Source organism: Pseudotabrizicola sp., assembly GCF_030656345.1.
Taxonomy (GTDB): Bacteria; Pseudomonadota; Alphaproteobacteria; order Rhodobacterales; family Rhodobacteraceae; genus Pseudotabrizicola.
Map to the genome: position 1 here is coordinate 26,921 of NZ_JAUSNR010000053.1, position 19,706 is coordinate 46,626.

19 protein-coding genes are annotated in these 19,706 nt (G+C 62.1%); 9 read left to right on the forward strand and 10 right to left on the reverse strand.

The genetic code is table 11. The annotated features are described in order from the left end of the window. Positions 1-45 precede the first annotated feature (45 nt). From Q7J44_RS22355 to Q7J44_RS22365, 3 genes are all read left to right on the forward strand, one after another. Positions 46-2,370 (forward strand): heavy metal translocating P-type ATPase, encoded by a 2,325-nt coding sequence (locus Q7J44_RS22355; RefSeq protein ID WP_304883305.1) that lies wholly within the window; start codon positions 46-48, stop codon positions 2,368-2,370. Between the two features lie 6 nt (positions 2,371-2,376). Then, complete coding sequence (locus Q7J44_RS22360) at positions 2,377-2,988, forward strand: trans-aconitate 2-methyltransferase (protein WP_304883287.1); 612 nt, start codon at positions 2,377-2,379, stop codon at positions 2,986-2,988. A 106-nt stretch (positions 2,989-3,094) separates the two neighbouring features. Beyond that, a complete protein-coding gene (locus tag Q7J44_RS22365; protein ID WP_304883288.1) occupies positions 3,095-3,460 on the forward strand; it encodes a hypothetical protein in 366 nt (121 codons plus the stop codon). Between the two features lie 13 nt (positions 3,461-3,473). On the opposite strand, the gene Q7J44_RS22370 is transcribed toward Q7J44_RS22365, so the two are convergent. From Q7J44_RS22370 to Q7J44_RS22395, 6 genes are all read right to left on the reverse strand, one after another. Beyond that, positions 3,474-3,920, reverse strand: coding sequence for a cytochrome c (locus Q7J44_RS22370; RefSeq protein WP_304883289.1), 447 nt, complete (start codon positions 3,918-3,920; stop codon positions 3,474-3,476). A 67-nt stretch (positions 3,921-3,987) separates the two neighbouring features. Beyond that, positions 3,988-5,445 carry a multicopper oxidase family protein gene (locus Q7J44_RS22375; protein ID WP_304883290.1) on the reverse strand — a complete coding sequence of 486 codons (1,458 nt, stop codon included), beginning with the start codon at positions 5,443-5,445 and terminating at the stop codon, positions 3,988-3,990. Positions 5,446-5,522: 77 nt separating this feature from the next. Then, positions 5,523-5,975: a Cu(I)-responsive transcriptional regulator gene (gene cueR, locus Q7J44_RS22380; RefSeq protein WP_304883291.1), complete on the reverse strand. Its 453-nt coding sequence runs from the start codon at positions 5,973-5,975 to the stop codon at positions 5,523-5,525. Between the two features lie 92 nt (positions 5,976-6,067). After that, positions 6,068-6,325, reverse strand: a complete 258-nt coding sequence (locus Q7J44_RS22385) for a glutaredoxin family protein (RefSeq protein ID WP_304883292.1) — start codon at positions 6,323-6,325, stop codon at positions 6,068-6,070. A 16-nt stretch (positions 6,326-6,341) separates the two neighbouring features. After that, positions 6,342-8,876, reverse strand: coding sequence for a heavy metal translocating P-type ATPase (locus Q7J44_RS22390; RefSeq protein WP_304883293.1), 2,535 nt, complete (start codon positions 8,874-8,876; stop codon positions 6,342-6,344). A gap of 172 nt (positions 8,877-9,048) precedes the next feature. After that, complete coding sequence (locus Q7J44_RS22395; RefSeq protein WP_304883294.1) at positions 9,049-9,240, reverse strand: heavy-metal-associated domain-containing protein; 192 nt, start codon at positions 9,238-9,240, stop codon at positions 9,049-9,051. A gap of 191 nt (positions 9,241-9,431) precedes the next feature. Here Q7J44_RS22395 and Q7J44_RS22400 point away from each other — a divergent pair, with 191 nt between their 5' ends. After that, complete coding sequence (locus tag Q7J44_RS22400; RefSeq protein WP_304883295.1) at positions 9,432-10,847, forward strand: MFS transporter; 1,416 nt, start codon at positions 9,432-9,434, stop codon at positions 10,845-10,847. A gap of 854 nt (positions 10,848-11,701) precedes the next feature. Here the strand turns inward: Q7J44_RS22400 and Q7J44_RS22405 are convergent. Then, positions 11,702-13,015 (reverse strand): MFS transporter, encoded by a 1,314-nt coding sequence (locus Q7J44_RS22405; RefSeq protein WP_304883296.1) that lies wholly within the window; start codon positions 13,013-13,015, stop codon positions 11,702-11,704. Positions 13,016-13,024: 9 nt separating this feature from the next. Then, positions 13,025-13,285 (reverse strand): metal-sensing transcriptional repressor, encoded by a 261-nt coding sequence (locus Q7J44_RS22410; protein WP_304883306.1) that lies wholly within the window; start codon positions 13,283-13,285, stop codon positions 13,025-13,027. A gap of 118 nt (positions 13,286-13,403) precedes the next feature. Here Q7J44_RS22410 and Q7J44_RS22415 point away from each other — a divergent pair, with 118 nt between their 5' ends. From Q7J44_RS22415 to Q7J44_RS22425, 3 genes are read left to right on the forward strand one after another with little or no spacing between them, the layout of a single operon-like run. Further along, complete coding sequence (locus tag Q7J44_RS22415; protein WP_304883297.1) at positions 13,404-13,724, forward strand: hypothetical protein; 321 nt, start codon at positions 13,404-13,406, stop codon at positions 13,722-13,724. Between the two features lie 57 nt (positions 13,725-13,781). Beyond that, complete coding sequence (locus tag Q7J44_RS22420; RefSeq protein ID WP_304883298.1) at positions 13,782-14,510, forward strand: HupE/UreJ family protein; 729 nt, start codon at positions 13,782-13,784, stop codon at positions 14,508-14,510. Between the two features lie 23 nt (positions 14,511-14,533). Further along, entirely contained in the window at positions 14,534-15,166 is a 633-nt protein-coding gene (locus Q7J44_RS22425; protein ID WP_304883299.1) for a transmembrane anchor protein, read from the forward strand. An 81-nt stretch (positions 15,167-15,247) separates the two neighbouring features. Here Q7J44_RS22425 and chrA read toward each other — a convergent pair whose 3' ends face one another. Both chrA and Q7J44_RS22435 read right to left on the reverse strand, forming a co-directional pair. Then, positions 15,248-16,615 carry a chromate efflux transporter gene (chrA, locus tag Q7J44_RS22430; RefSeq protein ID WP_304883300.1) on the reverse strand — a complete coding sequence of 456 codons (1,368 nt, stop codon included), beginning with the start codon at positions 16,613-16,615 and terminating at the stop codon, positions 15,248-15,250. Then, positions 16,615-17,436, reverse strand: a complete 822-nt coding sequence (locus tag Q7J44_RS22435) for a sulfurtransferase/chromate resistance protein (RefSeq protein ID WP_304883301.1) — start codon at positions 17,434-17,436, stop codon at positions 16,615-16,617. The genes chrA and Q7J44_RS22435 overlap by 1 nt, the downstream gene beginning before the upstream one ends. Positions 17,437-17,856: 420 nt before the next feature. Between Q7J44_RS22435 and Q7J44_RS22440 the strand changes: the two genes are divergently transcribed. After that, on the forward strand, positions 17,857-19,056 hold the full coding sequence (locus Q7J44_RS22440; RefSeq protein ID WP_304883302.1) for a DUF932 domain-containing protein: 1,200 nt from the start codon (positions 17,857-17,859) through the stop codon (positions 19,054-19,056). Between the two features lie 140 nt (positions 19,057-19,196). Then, the gene (locus Q7J44_RS23385) at positions 19,197-19,649 is read left to right on the forward strand and encodes a JAB domain-containing protein (protein WP_370693066.1); all 453 of its coding nucleotides are present in this window, start codon (positions 19,197-19,199) and stop codon (positions 19,647-19,649) included. Positions 19,650-19,706: the final 57 nt, after the last annotated feature.

A 19,706-nucleotide genomic window follows, 5' to 3' on the forward strand; every position in this document is an offset into this window, starting at 1 on the left:
TCCAGGACAGATCCACACGTAGGCCATCCCCATGCAGACCCCGAAATGCCTGCGGGCCAAGCGGGGTCGGCAGTGCCTGATGAGCCGACCGCCCGTGACCCAGTCTGCGGCATGACCGTGAGCCTGAAGCCCGATACGCGGACCGAGAGCTTTGGCAGTGAGACCTTCCATTTCTGCTCTGAAAAGTGCCAGATCAAGTTCAAGGCGGATCCTTGGTTCTACGCTTCGGGCCGTGCCGCAGGCCGGAAGAAGGCCGCTCCGGCCAACGTTCAGTACACTTGCCCGATGCATCCCGAAATCGTCCGTGATGCGCCGGGGGCCTGTCCGATCTGCGGCATGGCGCTGGAGCCGATGGTGCCGTCTGACGAGCCCAGCGAGGAGCTGACCGACTTCACGCGCCGGATGTGGATTTCCGCCGCGGCGGCGGTGCCGCTTGTCATCCTGACGATGGGCGAGCTGGTGGCGCTGCCAGTGCGCGACTGGATCGGGCACCAGACCGCGAGTTATCTGGAATTTGTGCTGGCGACACCGATCATCCTCTGGGCCGCCTTGCCGTTCTTCCGGCGCGGCTGGGAGTCGGTGGTGAACCGCAGCCCCAACATGTGGACGCTGATCAGCCTCGGCGTGGCGGCGGCCTATCTTTATTCGATCGTTGCCACCTTCTTGCCGGGCGTCTTTCCCGAACAATACCGGATGGGCCATGGCGTCGGCACCTATTTTGAGGCGGCCGTGGTGATCGTGACGCTGGTGTTCGTGGGTCAGGTGCTTGAACTGCGGGCACGCGAGCGGACCGGCGACGCGATCCGGGCGCTTCTCGACCTCGCGCCCAAGACGGCGCGGCGCATCCTGCCCGATGGGTCGGAGTATGACGCGCCGCTCGAGAACGTCATGGAGGGCGACCGGTTGCGCGTGCGCCCCGGCGACGCCGTGCCGGTGGATGGGACGGTGATCGAAGGCCGCTCGTCTCTGGATGAAAGCATGCTGACCGGCGAGTCGATGCCGGTGGAAAAGGGTCCGGGCGATGATGTGACCGGGGCGACGATCAACAAGAACGGCAGCCTTGTGATCGAGGCGGGCAAGGTCGGTGCCGATACCGTTCTGGCGCAGATCGTGGCGATGGTGTCGAACGCGCGACGGTCCCGCGCGCCCATTCAGGGCATGGCAGATCGGGTGTCGGCGGTGTTTGTGCCGGCAGTGGTGGCCATCGCCATCTTCGCCTTCGTGGTCTGGCTGATCTTTGGCCCGGAACCCGCGCTGGTCTTTGCGATCGCCTCGGCGGTGTCGGTGCTGATCATCGCCTGTCCCTGCGCGCTTGGCCTTGCCACGCCGATTTCGATCACCACGGCTGCGGGGCGCGGCGCGCAGGCCGGTGTGCTGATCAAGGATGCCGAGGCGCTGGAGCGGATGGCGGGGGTTGATACGCTGATCGTGGACAAGACCGGGACGCTGACCATGGGCAAGCCGAAGCTGACCGACACGGTGGCGCTCGGGGACCTGCCGGAAGCGGACCTGCTGTCGCTGGCCGCGGCGCTGGAGCGCGGCTCGGAACACCCGCTGGCCGAAGCGATCGTCGAGGGCGCCGAGGCGCAGGGTGCGCCGCGTCAGGAGGCCACGGACTTCGAAGCCGTCACCGGCAAGGGCGTGCGCGGCACGGTTGGCGGACGCGCGGTGGCGCTCGGCAATGCGGCGATGATGCGGGAGATGGGGCTGGACACGGGCACCGCCGAGGCAAAGGCCGACACCCTGCGCGCCGAGGGAAAGACAGCGATGTTCGTTGCGGTCGATGGCGCGCTTGCGGGCATCGTGGCGGTGGCCGACCCGATCAAGGATTCGACCGCGCAGGCCATTCGCGAACTGCATGCACAGGGCCTACGGGTGATCATGGCGACGGGCGACAACGAACGCACGGCGCAGGCAGTGGCGGGCAAGCTTGGTATTGACGAGGTGCGCGCGGGAGTTCTGCCCGAGGCAAAAAAGGATCTGATCGATCAGTTGCGCCGCGATGGCCACAAGATTGCAATGGCAGGCGACGGGGTGAATGACGCGCCCGCACTGGCCGCCGCAGACGTGGGTATCGCCATGGGAACCGGCGCGGATGTCGCGATGGAAAGCGCGGGCATCACCTTGCTGGGCGGCGATCTGATGGGCATCGTGCGGGCGCGAAAACTGGCCCGCGCCACGCTGCGCAACATCAAGCAGAACCTGTTCTTCGCCTTCGCTTACAACGCGCTTGGCGTGCCCATTGCAGCAGGCTTGCTTTATCCGGTCACGGGGATGTTGCTGTCACCAATGATCGCAGCGGCGGCGATGAGCCTGTCATCCGTCTCGGTCATCACCAACGCGCTGCGGTTGCGGCGGGTGGATCTGTGAGGGGGCATGACCCAAGACCCAAACCGCTGGGAAGGCGTCTATCAGACCAAAGAAGAGGCCGAGACGAGTTGGTTTGAGGATCGCCCGCAAGTCTCGCTCGACCTGATCGCCGCGACCGGCATCGGCACGGATGCGGCGATCGTCGATGTCGGGGCAGGGGCCTCGCGTCTGGTGGATTGCCTGCTGGAACAGGGGTTCCACCGGATCACGCTGCTTGACCTGTCGGAAACGGCGCTTGCACAGGCCCGTGCGCGTCTGCCTGAAGCGGCACCGGTCGAGTGGTTGGCGGGGAATATTCTGGACTGGCACCCCTTGCGGCGCTTTGACCTCTGGCATGACCGGGCCGCGTTCCATTTCCTAACCGAAACCGCCGATCAGGATGCTTATCTGCGGGTGATGGACCGCGCTTTGCTGCCCGGTGGCCACGCGATCATCGGCACCTTCGCGCTGGACGGGCCAGACAAGTGCAGCGGCCTGCCAGTTGCCCGATATGATGCCGCGCGGTTGTCTGAGCGGTTGGGCAAGGGCTACCATCTGGTCCGGTCGCTGACTCACGACCACACAACACCTTGGGGCAGTGTGCAAAGGTTCCACTTCGGATTGTTCCGCAAAGTATGATCCTCGGCCAGGGGCGGCCTGTCCAAAGGCTTTTCTCCAATCATGTGCGGGAACCAAGTTGCGGTCCGGGCGTTATGTTTCTGCTGCCTCAAACAGGACCATGACCATGAAACTTGCCCCCAGACTGCTCGCCGTTGCCCTTATGGCATTTGCGCCAGCGATGACCGCAGGCGCTTCTTTTGCAGAGGCAAAAGGTTGCCCGCCGGGACTGGCCAAGAAGAACCCGCCTTGCGTGCCACCGGGGCAGGCCAAGAAGGGTGTCACCACCGATCAATGGTTGAACCGCGACCGGACCGGGGATGTGGTTCAGAGCAGTGATCTGGTCTATCTGGATGACTTTGCACTCTATGATCTGCCGGCGCTGCCTTATGGGCAACGCTACGCGGTCGTTGACGACCAGATCGTGGTGATCGACCCCGAAAGCTACAAGATCCTGCAACTGATCCGGGTCTTTACCGCATTGGGCAACTGAGCGGGATCGACCTTCAATCGCCCGACACCGCGCGTGACCGGTCGGCCTGAGCCCTGCGAACGGGTTCAGGCCATGTCGATTTGATGTAGTCGAGGATCGCCTCGATCTCACCTTCCTCCAGCACCGCCCCGAATCCCGGCATGCCCGACGTGAACGCAACCCCCATGTCGTCCAGAACTGCCTGCCCGCCGCGGGTGATGTAGTCGGTCAGCATCGCATCATCATGGTGCCAGGTGTGGCCGGTCCCGTCATGCGGTGGCGCCGGATAGAGGCCGTTTTCATCTGAGCTGCGCCAGTCTGGCTGACCTTCAAGGTTCGCGCCGTGGCAGACCGCGCAGTGCTCGATATAGAGCACGCGTCCCGTCTCCACGTCTGCGGTGCCGGAATGAAAGAACGCGGAGGCTGAAAAGGGCAGGACCGCTATCAGCAGGGCCGCAGGCAAGGTCTTGCACGGGATCATTTTCTTAGATGTCCTTTCTTGGTTGAGGGGCCGGGGCGTCACTTTTGGAGGCCCCGGACTGTCACTCTCAGGCTCTAACGGCGAATTCGGTCATCATGCCGGTGGCAAGGTGTGGCATGTGGTGGCAATGCAGCATCCAGCGGGCGGCTTCGCCTGCATCAATGGCGATTGTGAGCATAGCCATTGGCGGCACATAGACCGTATCGCGCACCGCGCCCGCAAAGCGTTGATTGCCGATGCCCACCACCTGAAACGCGTGGCCGTGCAGGTGCATCGGGTGTCCCATCATCGACATGTTGTGGAACATGATCTCGACCCGCTCTCCGCTGGTTGCCGTCACGGGGACATGCTCGCCCCAGGTGTTGCCGTCGATGGTCCAGAGATAGGGCTGCATCGATCCGCCCAGCATCATCATGTGGGTTTTCGATGCCGCGCGCGCCGCCAGCGGATTGGCCGCCCGCAGCAACAATTCCTGCGCAAGCCCGGTGTCAAAGGCCGGGGCCGCGGTTTCGGCGAGACCGTCGATGCGCGGCACCTTTGCGCCCAAAGTGGCCAGCACGATCCCGGTCTGCTCGCGGGCGCCTTCGCGCAGCCCGAGGATCGGGAAGGCACCAGTTCCGGCAGGAAGGTCAAGCTCGATATCCAGCCGCTGCGCCATCGCGATGCCAAACCGGGTGCCGGTGACGGGCGACACGTCATGGCCATCAACCGCCACCAGCCGCCCCTGAACTGCACCGGTATCGATCCAGAACACTGTCGCTGCCGCCGCATTGATGATGCGCAGACGGACCCGCCCGCCTGACTCAACGCGGATCACGTCGGGGTCGTTCAGGGTGCGGTCATTGGCGAGATAGGCGTCGAAATTGTAGTCGTTCAGATCCATTGCCATACCGCCCATGCTGCCATGGTCCATGCCTGCCATACCGTCCATGGCTCCGGCGGGTGCATGGGTACCATGATCCATCCCTGCCATGTCGTGCCCGGTGCCGCCGGTGATTTCGGCCAGCACGTCCTCGGCGGGTTTGAACGAGAAGTCATGCAGGAGCATCACCACCTCCTGCCGGTCGGCGGCCAGATCGGCGGGGCTGCGCACGATCAGCGGGGCGGCCAGCAGTTGCATTTCCTGCACCGGCACGTGGCTGTGCATCCAGTGCGTGCCTGGCAATGGCGCGAAGTCGTAAGGCCGCCGTTCGCCGGGAGCTAGTAACGGCATCGGCAGGCCGGGCACGCCGTCCTGCGCATTTGGCGGGATCTGGCCGTGCCAGTGGATGATGGTTTCGACGTCGAGATCATTGGTCAGATCCACGGTGAACCGTTGGCCGGGATCAAGGATCAGCCCTTGTCCGCCTGCGGCGTTCTCGAGCCCGTAAACGCTGGCCGGGCGCCCATTGATATCGAGCGTTCTTGTGGTGGCGCGCAAAGTCATTCCTTGGGCGTCCTGCGCGAACGCAGTCCGGCTCAGGCCAGGGGATGTGGCGAGGACGGCGGCTGCGGTCAGAAAGTGGCGACGTGTCACATGAGTCATGTGAAAAGCTCCTGTGAAATTTTGGGTGGTTGCCACCCCGAGGGGGCATCTTCGCTGCAAGTGAACCAAGTGGCCTGTCACACCCGCTCGAAACCGCGGGTCTTCTTGCGGTCACGCTGTGGGGGAACGGGCGTATCCGGTGCTGCATTGCCCAGCGACATCAGGATCGGGCAATCCGGCCTGCCGTCGCCCTGACAGTTCGAGGCCAGGTGACGCAGGGTTTCCGTCATCTCCTGCAGTTCCCGCATCTTTTTTTCAAGTTCTGTGACATGTCCCATCGCGATCTGCTTTACATCGGCGCTGGCGCGGTCGCGATCCCGCCACAGGGTCAACAGATCGTTGATCTGCTTGACGGTGAAGCCCAGATCGCGGGCGCGACGGACAAAGCGCAGCGTCTGGATGTCATTCTCAGTATAGACACGATAGCCCGAATAGGTGCGCAAGGCGGCGCGGATCAGGCCGGTGTCTTCGTAATAGCGGATCATCTTGGCAGAGATGCCTGTGGCCTTGGCAACGTCACCGATGTTCATGGTGGTTCTCCCTGTGGTGCATGGGGTGACCGGATTGGGACATCCTGAACCTTTCCATCGTTGGAAGGTCAAGCGTCTTTTTCCGGTCGGACTCAATGGGCTTGGGCAAGGCCGATCAGGCTGCGCAGACGCGTGATCTGATCTGCCGCCGGGCCCCACAGCGCCTTTCCGTCAATGATCGTGATCGGCGCGATGCGAAGGCCGGTCCGGCGGCGGGCCTCTTCGGCGATCCGTGGGTTGCGAAGATCTCGCTCGATGTAGATGAGCCCTTGCGCATCGAGCCATCGCTTGAGGATGGCGCAGTCAGGGCATGTCGGCGTCGTGAACAGCTCAATCTGGTTGTGCGACATGATGCAAGTCCCTTCCTCAGACTGTTGCTGACGTGCGCTGCGCGGCGGTGTGCCTCACTGCGGTGCGCGTGTGGGAGCCGACGGCAGGGGAAAAGCGCTTCAATCGCAACGCATTTCCCAGGACAAACACAGACGACAGGGCCATTGCTCCCGCGGCCAGCATCGGCGACAGCAGCGTCCCGCTGACCGGATACAGAACCCCCGCCGCCACCGGGATCAGGGCCGCGTTGTAGGCAAAAGCCCAGAACAGGTTCTGCCGGATGTTGCGCATGGTGGCCCGCGACAGCCCGATGGCTTTGGAAACCCCGGTTAGATCGCCACCCATCAGCACCACATCGGCGCTTTCGATGGCAACGTCCGTTCCCGTACCAACGGCCAGCCCGACATCTGCCTCGGCGAGTGCGGGCGCGTCGTTGATGCCATCGCCAACGAAGGCGACGGAACGGCCCCCCGCACGCAGCGCCTTGATGGCGGCAACCTTGCCCTCGGGTAACACCTCGGCCACGACCTCATCAATGCCCAACTCGGCTGCAATGGCTTCGGCCGTGCGGCGGTTGTCGCCGGTGATCATGGCGACCCTCAGGCCGAGTTGGTGCAGGGCGGCAATCGCCGCTGGCGTTGACGCCTTGATCGGGTCAGCCACGGCGATCAGGGCTACCAGCCGACCTTCGACCGCAACATAAAGCGGGGTGCGCGCTTTGGTGCCGAGATCAGCGGCCATATCGGCAAACTGCGCTATGTCCAGACCAAGGCTCGCCATGAAGCGGTCGGCCCCTACTTCGATGCGCCAGTCGTTGACCATGGCCCGGATGCCGTAGCCGGGGATTGCCTCGAACGTGTCGGCCTCTGGAACGACAAGGCCTTCAGCCCGCGCCGCTTCAACAATCGCGGTCGCGACGGGGTGCTCGGACGAGGCTTCGGCGGCCGCAACCAGCGTCAGAATGTCAGACCGTGTGAAGCCAGCCGACACAACCAGATCGGTGAGCAACGGGCGTCCTTCGGTCAGGGTGCCGGTCTTGTCGAGCGCAACCACGCCGACCGACGTCAGGCTTTGCAGGGCTTCCCCGTTGCGGAACAGCACACCAAGCTCTGCCGCCCGCCCAGTGCCGACCATGATCGATGTGGGCGTGGCCAGTCCCATGGCGCAGGGGCAGGCGATGATGAGGACCGCGACGGCATTGACCAATGCGAAGGTCATCGCCGGATCCGGCCCCCAGATCCACCAGACGCCGAAGGTCAACGCAGCTGCTGCCATGACGGCGGGCACGAACCAGGCTGTCACCCGGTCCACCAGCGCCTGGATCGGTAGCTTTGCCCCCTGCGCACTTTCGACCATGCGGATGATCTGGGACAGCATCATGTCCGCGCCAACCTTTTCAGCCCGATAGGTGAAGGAGCCGGTCTTGTTGATCGTGCCGCCGGTCACACCAGAGCCTTCCGACTTTGTCACCGGCACAGGCTCGCCCGTGATCATCGCCTCGTCCACAAAGGATGAGCCGGTCAACACGCGGCCATCGACCGGAATGCGGTCGCCGGGGCGGACCTGCACCACGTCGCCAGGCTCTACAGTGTCCAGCGCCACTTCCACAAAGTCCGCGCCGCGCAGGACACGGGCGGTCTTGGCCTGCAGGCCCATCAGACGGCTGATCGCCTCGGACGTGCGGCCCTTGGCCTTGGCCTCAAGGAACCGGCCCAGCAGGATCAGCGTCACGATCACAGCGGATGCCTCGAAATACACATTCGCCGTGCCCTGCGGCAGCAATCTGGGGGCAAATGTCGCGACGACGGAATAGGCCCAGGCCGCAGTCGATCCCAGAACGACAAGCGAATTCATGTCGGGCGTAAGTCGCGCCAGTGCGGGCAAGCCCTTCTTGTAGAACCGAAGGCCGGGCCCGAACTGCACGATCGTCGCCAGCACGAAGTAAAAGATGTAAAGCGGCGTCTGCCCGATCGTCATTGCCAGCCAGTGATGCAAGGCCGGGATAAGGTGGCCGCCCATTTCCAGAACGAAGATCGGCAGGGTCAGGCCGCCTGCAATCAGCAGATCACGCTTCAGACGCCCCTGCTCCTCTTCTCGTGCGGCGGCCTTGTCGGTGGCATCAACCTGCGCCGCATGGGGCGCATAGCCTGCGCCACGGATCGCCGCTTCAACGGCTGCAGCCATCTTGGGGCCAGCATCAAGAACCTTGATCGTCGCGCGTTCGGTAGCAAGGTTCACCGATGCAGACAGCACCCCCGAAACAGCCGCGATGGCCTTTTCAACCCGGCCGACGCAAGAGGCGCAGGTCATGCCTTCGATGCCGACTTCCATCGTTGCGGCTTCGACGTCGTAGCCGGTATCGCGAATGGCCGCGATAACAGCCGTGCGGACAGGTTTGGCGGCATAGCGGACCTCGGCGCGTTCGGTGGCCAGATTGACGGAGGCCGAGAAGACCCCCGGAACTTTTGCAATGGCCCGCTCGACGCGGCCGACGCAGGACGCGCAGGTCATGCCAAGGATAGAAATGCTGTCTATGGCGCCGTTCGGTGGCGTGGAGGTGAAGTCCTTCATGATGCGTTTCCCTTCAGGTGTGATGTGCTTCGAATCACGTTGTCCGGGTTCCAACGATGTTAGGGTCAAGGGCTTTCTGAATGGGTGCCGCGGGAACGAAATTGCGCGGGTGAAATGCCAAAGGCCGGGGATTTTCCCCGGCCCGGTCTCGGCAGCACATGGTGCCTTCAGGTCATGCAGGCAAATAGCCTGCAATCTTGACGGCATCCTTCACCGCCTCGCTGTCGACCGTAGTTGTGACCTGCACATTACGATTGGCCACGTCGGTGACGACTTCGGCGGTTGGGTCGATTGCCTTGATGGCGGCTGTCACGCCCCGCGCGCAGCCGCCACAGGTCATGCCGGGAAGGGTCAGTTCGATCATAATCGGATCCTTTCAGAAGGGTCGGCGGAAGTGCCGTTTGCCTGATCTGGGGCTTCCCAGCGTGACAGGGTCAAGAGGGGTCGTATCAGAAATTCGCAGAATTGCGGCTTGACCCTGACAGCCTTGGAGGCCCGACGACGAGAAGGGCCGGGCGATTCGCCGCGGCACAACCCTGTCTGAAGGAAATCCCTATGGCACTCTCAACCATTGATCCAAAGCGGTGGAAGGCGCTGGCACTGTTGTGCGCAGCGCAGTTCATCGTGATCCTTGATACCTCCATTATCGGCGTGGCCCTGCCCGCCATCCAGTCTGACCTCGGCTTTTCGGACGAGGGGCTGAGCTGGATCTTCAACGCCTATGTTATCGCCTTTGGCGGGCTTTTGCTGCTGGGCGGCAAGCTCGCCGACGTCTTTGGCGCCCGGCGTATCTTTCTGTCCGGCTTTGCGATCCTGACAGCGGCTTCGGTTGTTGCCGGTCTGGCAGAAAGCCAGACCGTGCTGCTGGCCGGGCGTACTTTGCAAGGGGTGGGCGCGGCGCTTATCGCACCTGCAGCCCTGACCATCCTGATGCGGCTGTTCGGCGGCCAGCCTGCAGAGCTGGGCAAGGCCTTCGGCTTCTGGGGCGCGTCCGCAGCTGCGGGAGGCACGGCTGGCGTGTTCCTTGGCGGGGTCATCACCGAATGGATGAGCTGGTCCTGGACCTTCCTGATCAACCTGCCACTTGGCCTTGCGGTGTTGTTCGCAGGCCCCGCAGTGCTGCGCGCAATCCCCGGCAACCGGGGCAAGATCGGCCTGATCGACTCGGCGCTGATCACGGGTTCCGTGGTTGCAGCGGTCTATGCCATCGTGACGGGTGAACACGTCGGGTGGTTCGTGCCACAGACACTTGGGCTTCTTGGCCTGGCGGCCGGTCTTATGGCCGCATTTCTGATCCTGCAAGCCACTTCCAGAACCCCACTTCTACCGCTGCGCATCTTCCGCGCACCGGGCCTTGCAGCGGGCAATATGATAATGGCCTTGCTGGGGGCGGCATGGATTCCGCTGTGGTTCTTCCTCAACCTGTACCTGCAAAGCGTGTTGAACCTGTCGGCGCTTGGTTCCGGCCTCGCGCTGCTGCCAATGACGCTCATGATCATGCTGATGATGGTGCGCTTTACCGGCCCGCTGATCGGGCGGTTTGGTGTGAAGCCGGTTCTGGTCACCGGCCTGATCGCGCTTTCGGTGTCACTGGCGCTGTTGGCAGGGCTTCCGGCGGATGGCACATTCCTTGGCAATGTGCTGCCGGTCTCGCTGTTGGCGGCCGTCGGGATGTCGCTGGCCTACATTCCAGTGACAATGACGGGTATGGGCGGAGCCGAGCCTGCAGATACCGGTCTTGCCTCGGGCCTGATCAACACGACCTATCAGGTCGGATCGGCACTGGGTCTTGCCGTGATGGTGTCGCTGGCCGCCTCGGCGGGGCAGAGCGGGGGCACTGAAGCTGCGCCGCTTCTCGCCGGATACCAGGCGGCGTTCCTCGGTGCGGCAGTTGTCGCGACTATAGCGGCACTTGCATCGTTGCTCCTGATCCGTGGACAGACCGCAGCAACGGATGTTCCGGTTGGTTGAACACGGACTTGGCGATGCCCCTGCCTGCAGGGGTGTCGCCATATCGTCTCTTGGCGTGAGGAAGGTTTTGTTCTTTGGATGGATTAAAGCAGGACGCGTATTGATCGGCCCGGAATGGCCGGGCTCTGCGTCTTGCCACCGGTACACGGAAGATGGAGCAATCTGACATCGATCACGCAAGCAGATCCCTTGACCTTCCACCAGCCGGAAGGCCCATCTCCAATACTCTTGATGGATAAAAATTTGTGTAAATGGCATTATGATCTTAGCGGGTGGCGAAGCGGCGGAAGTGCTTGAAGCGCCCGAAGCGTTGCTCGATCCGGTTGCGATGCCTGTAGGTGGTGGCAGCGTGCGGGATTGGGACCTTGTGATTGTGCTTAGCGGAAATCACCCCTTGGGCGCTCATGGCCGCAGTCTGCGCGCGCAAGGCGTTGCTGTCATAGGCCTTGTCCGTTCCCCGGCAATGGTTTGTTTTCAAACCATGAGAGGGGGCAGCGCCATAGCGGCATTCTGACCGCCTAACAGCTCATGGGCGCAGGCGATATCGCTGGCCTGACCGGGCGTGATGCGGAACCGCAAGGGCCGCCCCAAGGTGTCGGCGAGCAAGTGGATCTTGGTCGTCAGTCCGCCTCGGGAACGCCCCAGCGTCTGATCCCTGCCCCTCTTTTCCGGCCGCAGCCCGCTGGTGCGCGCGAACGATGGTGCTGTCAATCAGGAGATACTGGCTGTCCCGATCCGCCAAGTGCGCCTCGAACACACGCTTTCAAACACCGGCATGGTACCAGCGGCTGAAACGCCGATGCATTGTCTCCCAATAGCCGTAGCTTTCAGGCAGGCCGCCGCCGTGCCGAACCTCACGACGCCCATCGGGCATGGTTCTCGTCGATGACATATGCATGAGCGTGCCGCCTTTTGCCGTGGATATGCGGGTGGTCGAGGGAGAGGGTCTCGTGGCTATGCTCGATGATCTCCGGGTCGTGTTGTGGCCAGACCCGAAGTGCAAACGCGATGCCGGTACTGGCAATCGTCGCCAGCACGGCAAGGGTGATGACAGCACCGAACTGTGTCATCAGCCAGCCGGACAGCGGATAGGTCACCAGCCAGCAGGCATGGCTCAGGGCGAACTGTGCGGCGAACAGGGCGGGCCGGTCTTCGGCATGTGCCGACCTGCGCAGCAACCGGCCAGATGGTGTGAGAACTGCAGAAAAGCCCAATCCGATCAGCAACCAGGCAACAAGCAGGGTCGGCCAGGAGAGGCCGGCAAAGGTGATCATCGCCGCCAGACTCACCAGCGTGGTCACCATCAGCACGGTGCCGCCAACCATGACCGGGCGATCCGCCACGCGGTCCAAAAGGCGCGGCAGGGCAAGTGCTGCGATCATGGATCCCGCACCGAAAGCAAAGATCGTCCACGCAAGGGCAGCCTCATCCAACCCCAGTGTGCCGCGGACCAATAGCACGGAGTTGACCAGCACCATCGCCCCGGCAGAGGCCGCCGCGACGTTCAGGGCCAGCAGCCCGCGCAGACGCGGCGTCGCAAGATAGATGCGGATGCCCCGCGTGGTGCGATCATAGATACCGCGCGCTGCTGCGGGTTTCGGGCTGGGCAGAGAAACCGAGACAAGCAGTGCTGCCGAGGCGGCAAAGCCGACAACCGTGCCCAGAAACAGCGAGTTATAGCTTACGACGGTCAGCAAAAGCGCCGCGAGCGTCGGACTGGCGATGTTCTCCAGATCATAGGCCAACCGCGACAAGGACAGCGCACGGGTATATCGAGCCTCCTCTGGCAAGACATCAGGGATCGTGGCCTGAAACATCGGTGTAAACGCGGCGGATGCTGATTGCAGCAGAAAGATCAAGACATAGACCTGCCAGACCTCGCTGACAAAGGGCAGGCACAGGGCCACAGCAGCGCGCACCAGATCGAGGGTCACCAGCAACGCCCTGCGGTTGACCCGGTCCGCCAGCGCCGCCGCAACCGGCGCGATCCCGACATAGGCCACCATCTTGATGGCAAACACCGTGCCAAGAACCATCGACGCATTCTCTTCGGCCAGATCATAGGCCAGAAGCCCTAGGGCGACCGTCGCAAGCCCGGTGCCAAGCAGGGCGACAACCTGAGCCGCGAACAGGTTCCGATAGGTGCGGTCAGAGAGAATTTCCAGCATGAGGTGACCTCAGAGATAACGGGCGATGGACTTCAGATCGGCGCGATCCTCCGGCGAATGATCGACATCAAGGCAATGATCTATATGGTCATGGATCAGCGCGCGCTTGGCGTTGACCACAGCCTTTTCGACTGCATGAAGCTGTTGTGCGATCTCAAGGCAGGGCTTTCCCGCCTCGATCATTTCGATCACGGCCCGCAAATGGCCATCGGCGCGTTTCAGCCGGGCGATCAAAGCAGGGTGGGTTGCATGGGCATGGGGCTTTATCATAAAAGGATGATATCCTCCCTGGGGGGATAGGACAAGGCGGCACTTCCGGCGTGCGGCGGCAGTAACAGGCAGACAGGCAACCCTGATGCAAAGACTTTGGAGCAACAGACGGCAGATCATGGCAGCACTTCTGTGCCTGTCCGTGATGGTCTGGTCGTTTTTACCCACTGTTTCGCATGTTCCGAAGATTGCTGATCTGCTGGCAGAGCACGCGCAGAGTGTTGCAGAACACGGGCATTCGCACGGGTTGCCGGAAGATCTGCTCTGGGCGTTACACGGGCACAGCCATGATGCCGATGCTCATGATCACAGCCCGGCACTTGTAGTGCATTCAGACCGGGCCAGCATGATGAAAGACCCCCGCGATGTGTGGCATCTGCAATTGTCTCTGACTGGCCCGCACCGCGTGTTCCGGATCGAAAAACCTCCTCGCGGCTGATCGGAACCGCGTTCTGCGGTATTTCCCATCACTCAACTGCACTCTGGAGATCTGTCCATGACCTCGACTTTTCGGGTCCGGCAAGCATTGGCACTCCGCCAATGCGTCACGTTGGCCCTTCTTCTGCTGGCAATCTTGCTGTTCAGCGCAGCCCAAGCCCTAGCGCACAATGTCACCGCAGGTGACGCGGGCTATATTCAGGAAATCTGGGGGATAAAGATCATCCCCTTCATCTACCTCGGTGCCAAACACATGGTGACCGGATACGATCACATTCTGTTCCTGCTCGGCGTCGTTTTCTTTCTCTACAAAATGAAGGATGTCGCCATCTATGTCAGCCTGTTTGCCATCGGCCATTCGGTCACCATGCTTCTCGGTGTCTGGTATGGCTGGGGTATCAACGCCTACGTGATCGACGCGATCATCGGCCTGTCCGTGGTCTACAAAGCACTCGACAACCTCGGGGCTTATCAGAAGTGGTTCGGGTTCCAGCCCAATACAAAGGCAGCCACGCTGATCTTTGGCCTGTTCCATGGCACGGGTCTGGCCACCAAGATCCTCGAATATCAGATCGCCGAAGACGGACTTCTGGCCAATCTGCTGGCATTCAACGTGGGTGTCGAGGTCGGGCAGATCCTTGCTCTCGCCGTGATCCTGATCGTGATGGGTTACTGGCGGCGCAGTCCGAATTTCATGCGGCAGGCGACCACCGCGAACCTGATCATGATGGTTCTTGGCGTCTGGCTGACCGCGCAACAAATCGCTGGCTACTTCGCCTCAGCCTGAAGAACTGGAAATTGGAGAGAAGAATGAACAACGCGCCCAAACCCAAACTCGAAGATCTGCCGACCAGGGCACAACTGTTCCGCTCCAGCGTCATCGCAGGTATCGGTGCGGCGGTGATCATGGTCACCGTCTATCTGCCCGCCGAATACGCCATCGACCCGACCGGGATCGGCCGTGTCATCGGGCTGACCGAGATGGGCGAGATCAAGGTTCAGTTGGCCGCAGAGGCCGAGGCGGATCGCCTGCTGGACGAGCAGCGTGCGCGGGATCAGTCCTCAAGCGTTCTCGACGCAGTCTTCGACGTGTTTGTCGGCACTGCGCACGCGCAAGACGCGCAGGAAACTTGGCAGGACGAAGTGACCTTCATCCTGGAACCCGGGGGCACGGCAGAAATCAAGATGACGATGGAAGCGGGAAATATCGCCGAATTCGCATGGACCGCCACAGGCGGCCGGGTCAACTTTGATCTGCATGCCCATAGCGGCGGTGAATCGGTCAATTATGAACGCGGCAGCGGTCAGACGTCGGGAGAGGGCAGCATCGAAGCCCCCTTTTCCGGTGATCACGGCTGGTTCTGGCGCAACCGGGACAGCACGGCAATCACGATGATAATCCAGCTGCGCGGCAAATACAGCGCAATCGTCGAGACCTACTGAGATCAGAACAGCCATCCGCGGGTGATGCCCGCGGATGGCTGTTTTCCTACATTCTGACAAAGACAGCACGTTGGTGTCATGTCAGGCGAGTCCGGCAAACCCAAGCGCGACGCCAGCCACGGCGCTGGCGGCCAGAACCGTCACCGTTCCGAGCCGGAAGTGGAACACTGCAATCACGGCTGCAACCACCAACCCTGCTGCGGATAAGTTCAGTGTAGACCAGACGGGCATATCCAGATCGAGGCCGAAGGATGTAATTGTTTGGATCTCCTCGAAAATGACATGCAGTCCGAACCAGACCGCGAGGTTTAGGATCACCCCAACCACTGCAGCCGTGATCGCCGTCAGTGCCGCCGTCAGCACCTGATTGTCGCGCAGCCGCTCGATGAAGGGGGCGCCGAGGAAAATCCACAAAAAGCAGGGTGTGAAGGTGACCCATGTCGTCAGAAGTCCACCCAGCGTTCCAGCCATAAGTGGTGACAACCCGCCCGCATCGCGAAAAGCACCCATGAAACCCACGAATTGGGTGACCATGATCAGGGGCCCCGGCGTGGTTTCCGCCATGCCAAGCCCGTCCAGCATTTCCCCGGGTGCAAGCCAGCCGAAGTTCTGCACCGCCTCTTGCGCGACATAGGCCAACACAGCATAGGCACCCCCGAAGGTCACCACCGCCATGACACTGAAGAACCCTGCGATCTGTGCGAAGACATTGGCGGGCCCTAGAACGCCGAACAAAGCAGCGACCGGGACCAGCCAGAGCGCAAGGAAGATCGCAGACACGCGAAATGCCCAAGCCCGGTTGACCTGGGTATGTTCGGGCGACTCCTCGCCCAACAGGGTGTCGGCGTCATCGACCTGCACCTTGCCCAACTTGCCATGGCCGCCACCACCCTGAAACGCGGGCAGGCCGGCGCGGGCACCAAAGAACCCGATCAAACCAGCGATCAGAATGATCAATGGAAATGGCACCGCAAAACCAAAGATCGCCACGAAAGAGGCGGCGGCAATCGCAACCATTGCGCCGTTTTTCAAGGCGCGCGACCCGATGCGAAGGACAGCCTGCACCACGATGGCCAGCACAGCGGCTTTCAGCCCGAAGAACAGCGCCTCAACAGCGCCGACATTGCCGTAAAGTGCGTAGACCCAGCTGAGGGCCATGATGGCGACCACACCGGGCAGCACGAACAGCAACCCGGCAATGATGCCTCCGATGGTGCGGTGCATCAGCCAGCCGATGTAGACTGCCAGCTGCATGGCCTCAGGTCCGGGTAGTAGCATGCAGTAGTTCAGGGCGTGCAGAAACCGCTTCTCGCCCAGCCATTTCTGTTCCTCGACTAGAATGCGGTGCATCAATGCGATCTGACCGGCAGGCCCGCCGAAACTGAGCAGTCCGATCCGGACCCAGATCCGGGTGGCTTGGGCCAGTGTGGGAAAGGGAGCATTCTGCATCAGACTGCCTTCGGCTTATTGGTGGGCCAGTTGTGCGTTTCGTCAGTGGCATCGCGCGCCCAGCGGTAGAACGCGTCGTAGAGCGGCATCGCGGCATCGAGTTGTTCAAGATCGTCGGAATACATCCGCGACAGACCAAGGGATGCGGCCAGCAACCCGGCGGCTTCGGGTGCAAGGTCGAGCCGCGCCGTGTCTGCCCCTCGGACGATGGTCGCCAGCCGATCAAGCGCCGGGATGGTCAAACCAAATTCGGTGAGCATGACATCGAAGGTGCAAAGTTCGTCCCGGTGGCTCCAGAACACGCCTTCAATGTCGAAGGGGGCAGCACTGTAGCGCTCGGCCACGCCCATCACCTCGGCAGGAGCCACGAACAGGATCACCGCGCGCGGATCAAGGAAGCGGCGTATGAGCCACGGACAGGCGATGCGGTCAATCTTGGGACGGGACCGGGTGACCCAGACCGTGCGTCCTTGTGCATCACGGGCTGGCAGCTTGGCGGGATCAATGAGCGGCAGACCTGCTTCGCGCCAAGCCTCTAAACCACCGTCAAGATATTCCGACTGGCACCCTTCAGCCCTGAGCCACGCGGCAGCACCTTGACTGCGACGGTGACCGGCTTGGCAAATGGCAATTGAAGTCTGGCCGGAGAGCCGCCCCGCAAGGGCGGGAAGCGCGCGATCATCTGCTCGGATCGCACCAGGCAGAAGCCGTGGATCGGCGGCATAGTCCTCCTCTGACCTGACATCGAGCAGGATCGGTGTGCGGGGAGTCCCGACGAGACGGGCAAGTTTGTCAGATGAAATGGCATTGGGCGCAGGCATGTGCGTTCCTCCAAATAGGGATGTGCTGGAACGCGAACTTCGGCTGTCGCCTCGTGGGGCGGTCGCAGACCCCATGGGCTCAAATACTGGGATAGACAGTGATCTGTCAAGAATGCTGAGTTTCGATTTCGTGCATGTTGTCATCTGACATCCCACTGACCGCCAGCGGGGTAGTTTTCTCCTTCTGCATCGAAGCCTCCTGTCTGACGGGTGGGAAGACCACAATCGTCAGCCCGAAAAGGCTTCACACAAAGTCCAACGTTCGATCATAGGCCAAACGTCAGCAACACGCGCCGTTGCCGCGTGAGCGGCTTAGTCTTGCCGCCCTTCGTGTTGCTGAGAGTGAGAGGCGTGGTCGGTTTCTGGTGGCGTGCCAAGGCCGAGAGAGTGGCTCCCGGCGGCCGTCACGGAGACACTGCTATGAACAATGTAGATATTCTGGACCCCGTTCGGCCGGTTCGGGCGCCCAGCTGGAAGGTGGATGTCAGTCGAGGCGAGCGGAACGGGCGGGTGTCGTCCGAGTGGTTTAACCGACCCGATGATGAGCGGTATCTGTCGCTCGACGATCTTTGGGCCAATGTGAAGGGCAGGTCGGAGCGCAGTCGCAGCCGTGTGGTGCAGACGGCGGATATCCGGGTTGAGGCCGCGCGCGACAGCGCCGAACGGCTGCATCTGGTCCTGCCGAAGGCTCAGGAGTCGGTCGCGCCGACGCATTGGGCGTTCGGCCAGCTTGCAAGCATCGTCGGCGCGCCGGCATCCTACCTGCGGCAGCTGCCCGCGCCGCTGGCAGGGATCAACCTTCAGTATGGCCTCGCCAACCACCGCGCCGAGCAGGTGAAAACCTTCGAGACGGAAGACGGCCACACTGAACTGCGCGCCGTGACCGGCCCCGACTATGGCCGTATCCATGACTTCGAGCTGGTCGAGGCGGTACAGCGCATCGCGGGCAATGGCACGGGTGACACGCGCTGGAAGGTGCCGGGTGTGCTCGACTGGTCGACCGGGGTTTACAACCCCGATGTCGAGATCAGCCGCGACACGACCACGCTTTATGCCTCGGACCGCGATGTCTTCCTGTTCCTGGTTGATGATCACAATCCGATAGAGGCCGGGCGGCTGGCCGATGGATCGCCGGACCTTTATTTCCGGGGATTCTATTGCTGGAACTCCGAGGTGGGGGCGAAGCCGCTCGGGATGGCCAGCTTTTACCTGCGGGCTGTGTGCCAGAACCGCAACCTCTGGGGCGTCGAGGATTTTCAAGAGATCAAGATCCGGCATTCGAAGTACGCGGCCTCGCGCTTTGCGCATGAAGCGGCTCCGGCGCTGACGCGGTTTGCCAATTCCTCGCCGCAGGGTTTCGTGAATGGCATCAAGGCCGCGCGGCAACAGATCGTGGCGCGGACGGATGAGGACCGGGATGACTTCCTGCGGAAGCGCGGCTTCTCGAGGGCCGAATCCGGCAAGATCATCGAGAAGGTGCTGATGGAAGAGGGCCGCCCGCCCGAAAGCATCTTCGATTTCGTGCAAGGGATCACTCGGCTTGCGCGCGACAAGACCCAGCAGGATGCCCGTCTCGACATGGAGGGGCGCGCCAAGAAACTCCTCGATCGGGTCGGCTGACCTTCGCGCCGGGGTAGGGGGCTCTGAAGCTCTCTGCCCCGTATCCCCGCTTCGTTCCCTATTTCATTTCCGGCCGCCTCGCCCGGGCAGCAAGATGCTGTTCGGACGATTTCGGCTGGTATCAGCCAATGAGCTTGAACATGATCCGATCTGCAGAACACCCAGCCGCATTCACCTCTCGCCGCACTGGTCACGTCGAACTGACCGCACAGGAGCAGGCCACCGTTCTTGCTGCCCGCGAGATCCTTGCTCGCTACATCAACCGCAATCCGGTGCTGTCCTCCTGGGCTGCGCTCATTGACTATTGCGCGCTCGCGGTTCGCGGAGAGGTTGAACGGTTCCACGTACTGTACCTCGACCGCAAGAACCGCCTGATCTCTGACGAGCGGCTCGGTATCGGCACGGTCGACCATGTGCCGGTCTATCCGCGCGAAGTGGTCCGGCGCGCGCTGGACCTGAACGCGTCTGCCCTGATCCTGGTGCATTATGTGGCGCGCCACATAATGGACCTTTTGTGCCCCGTTTTCTTATGTGCCCCGAAGTCAAGATCGGTAGCTCTATCAATGGCTTCTGAGGCAAGGCTGGGCACATAACGGTGCATGCTTGTTGGCATCAGGTGTTTCTGGTTTTGGGCGACAGATGATTGTCGA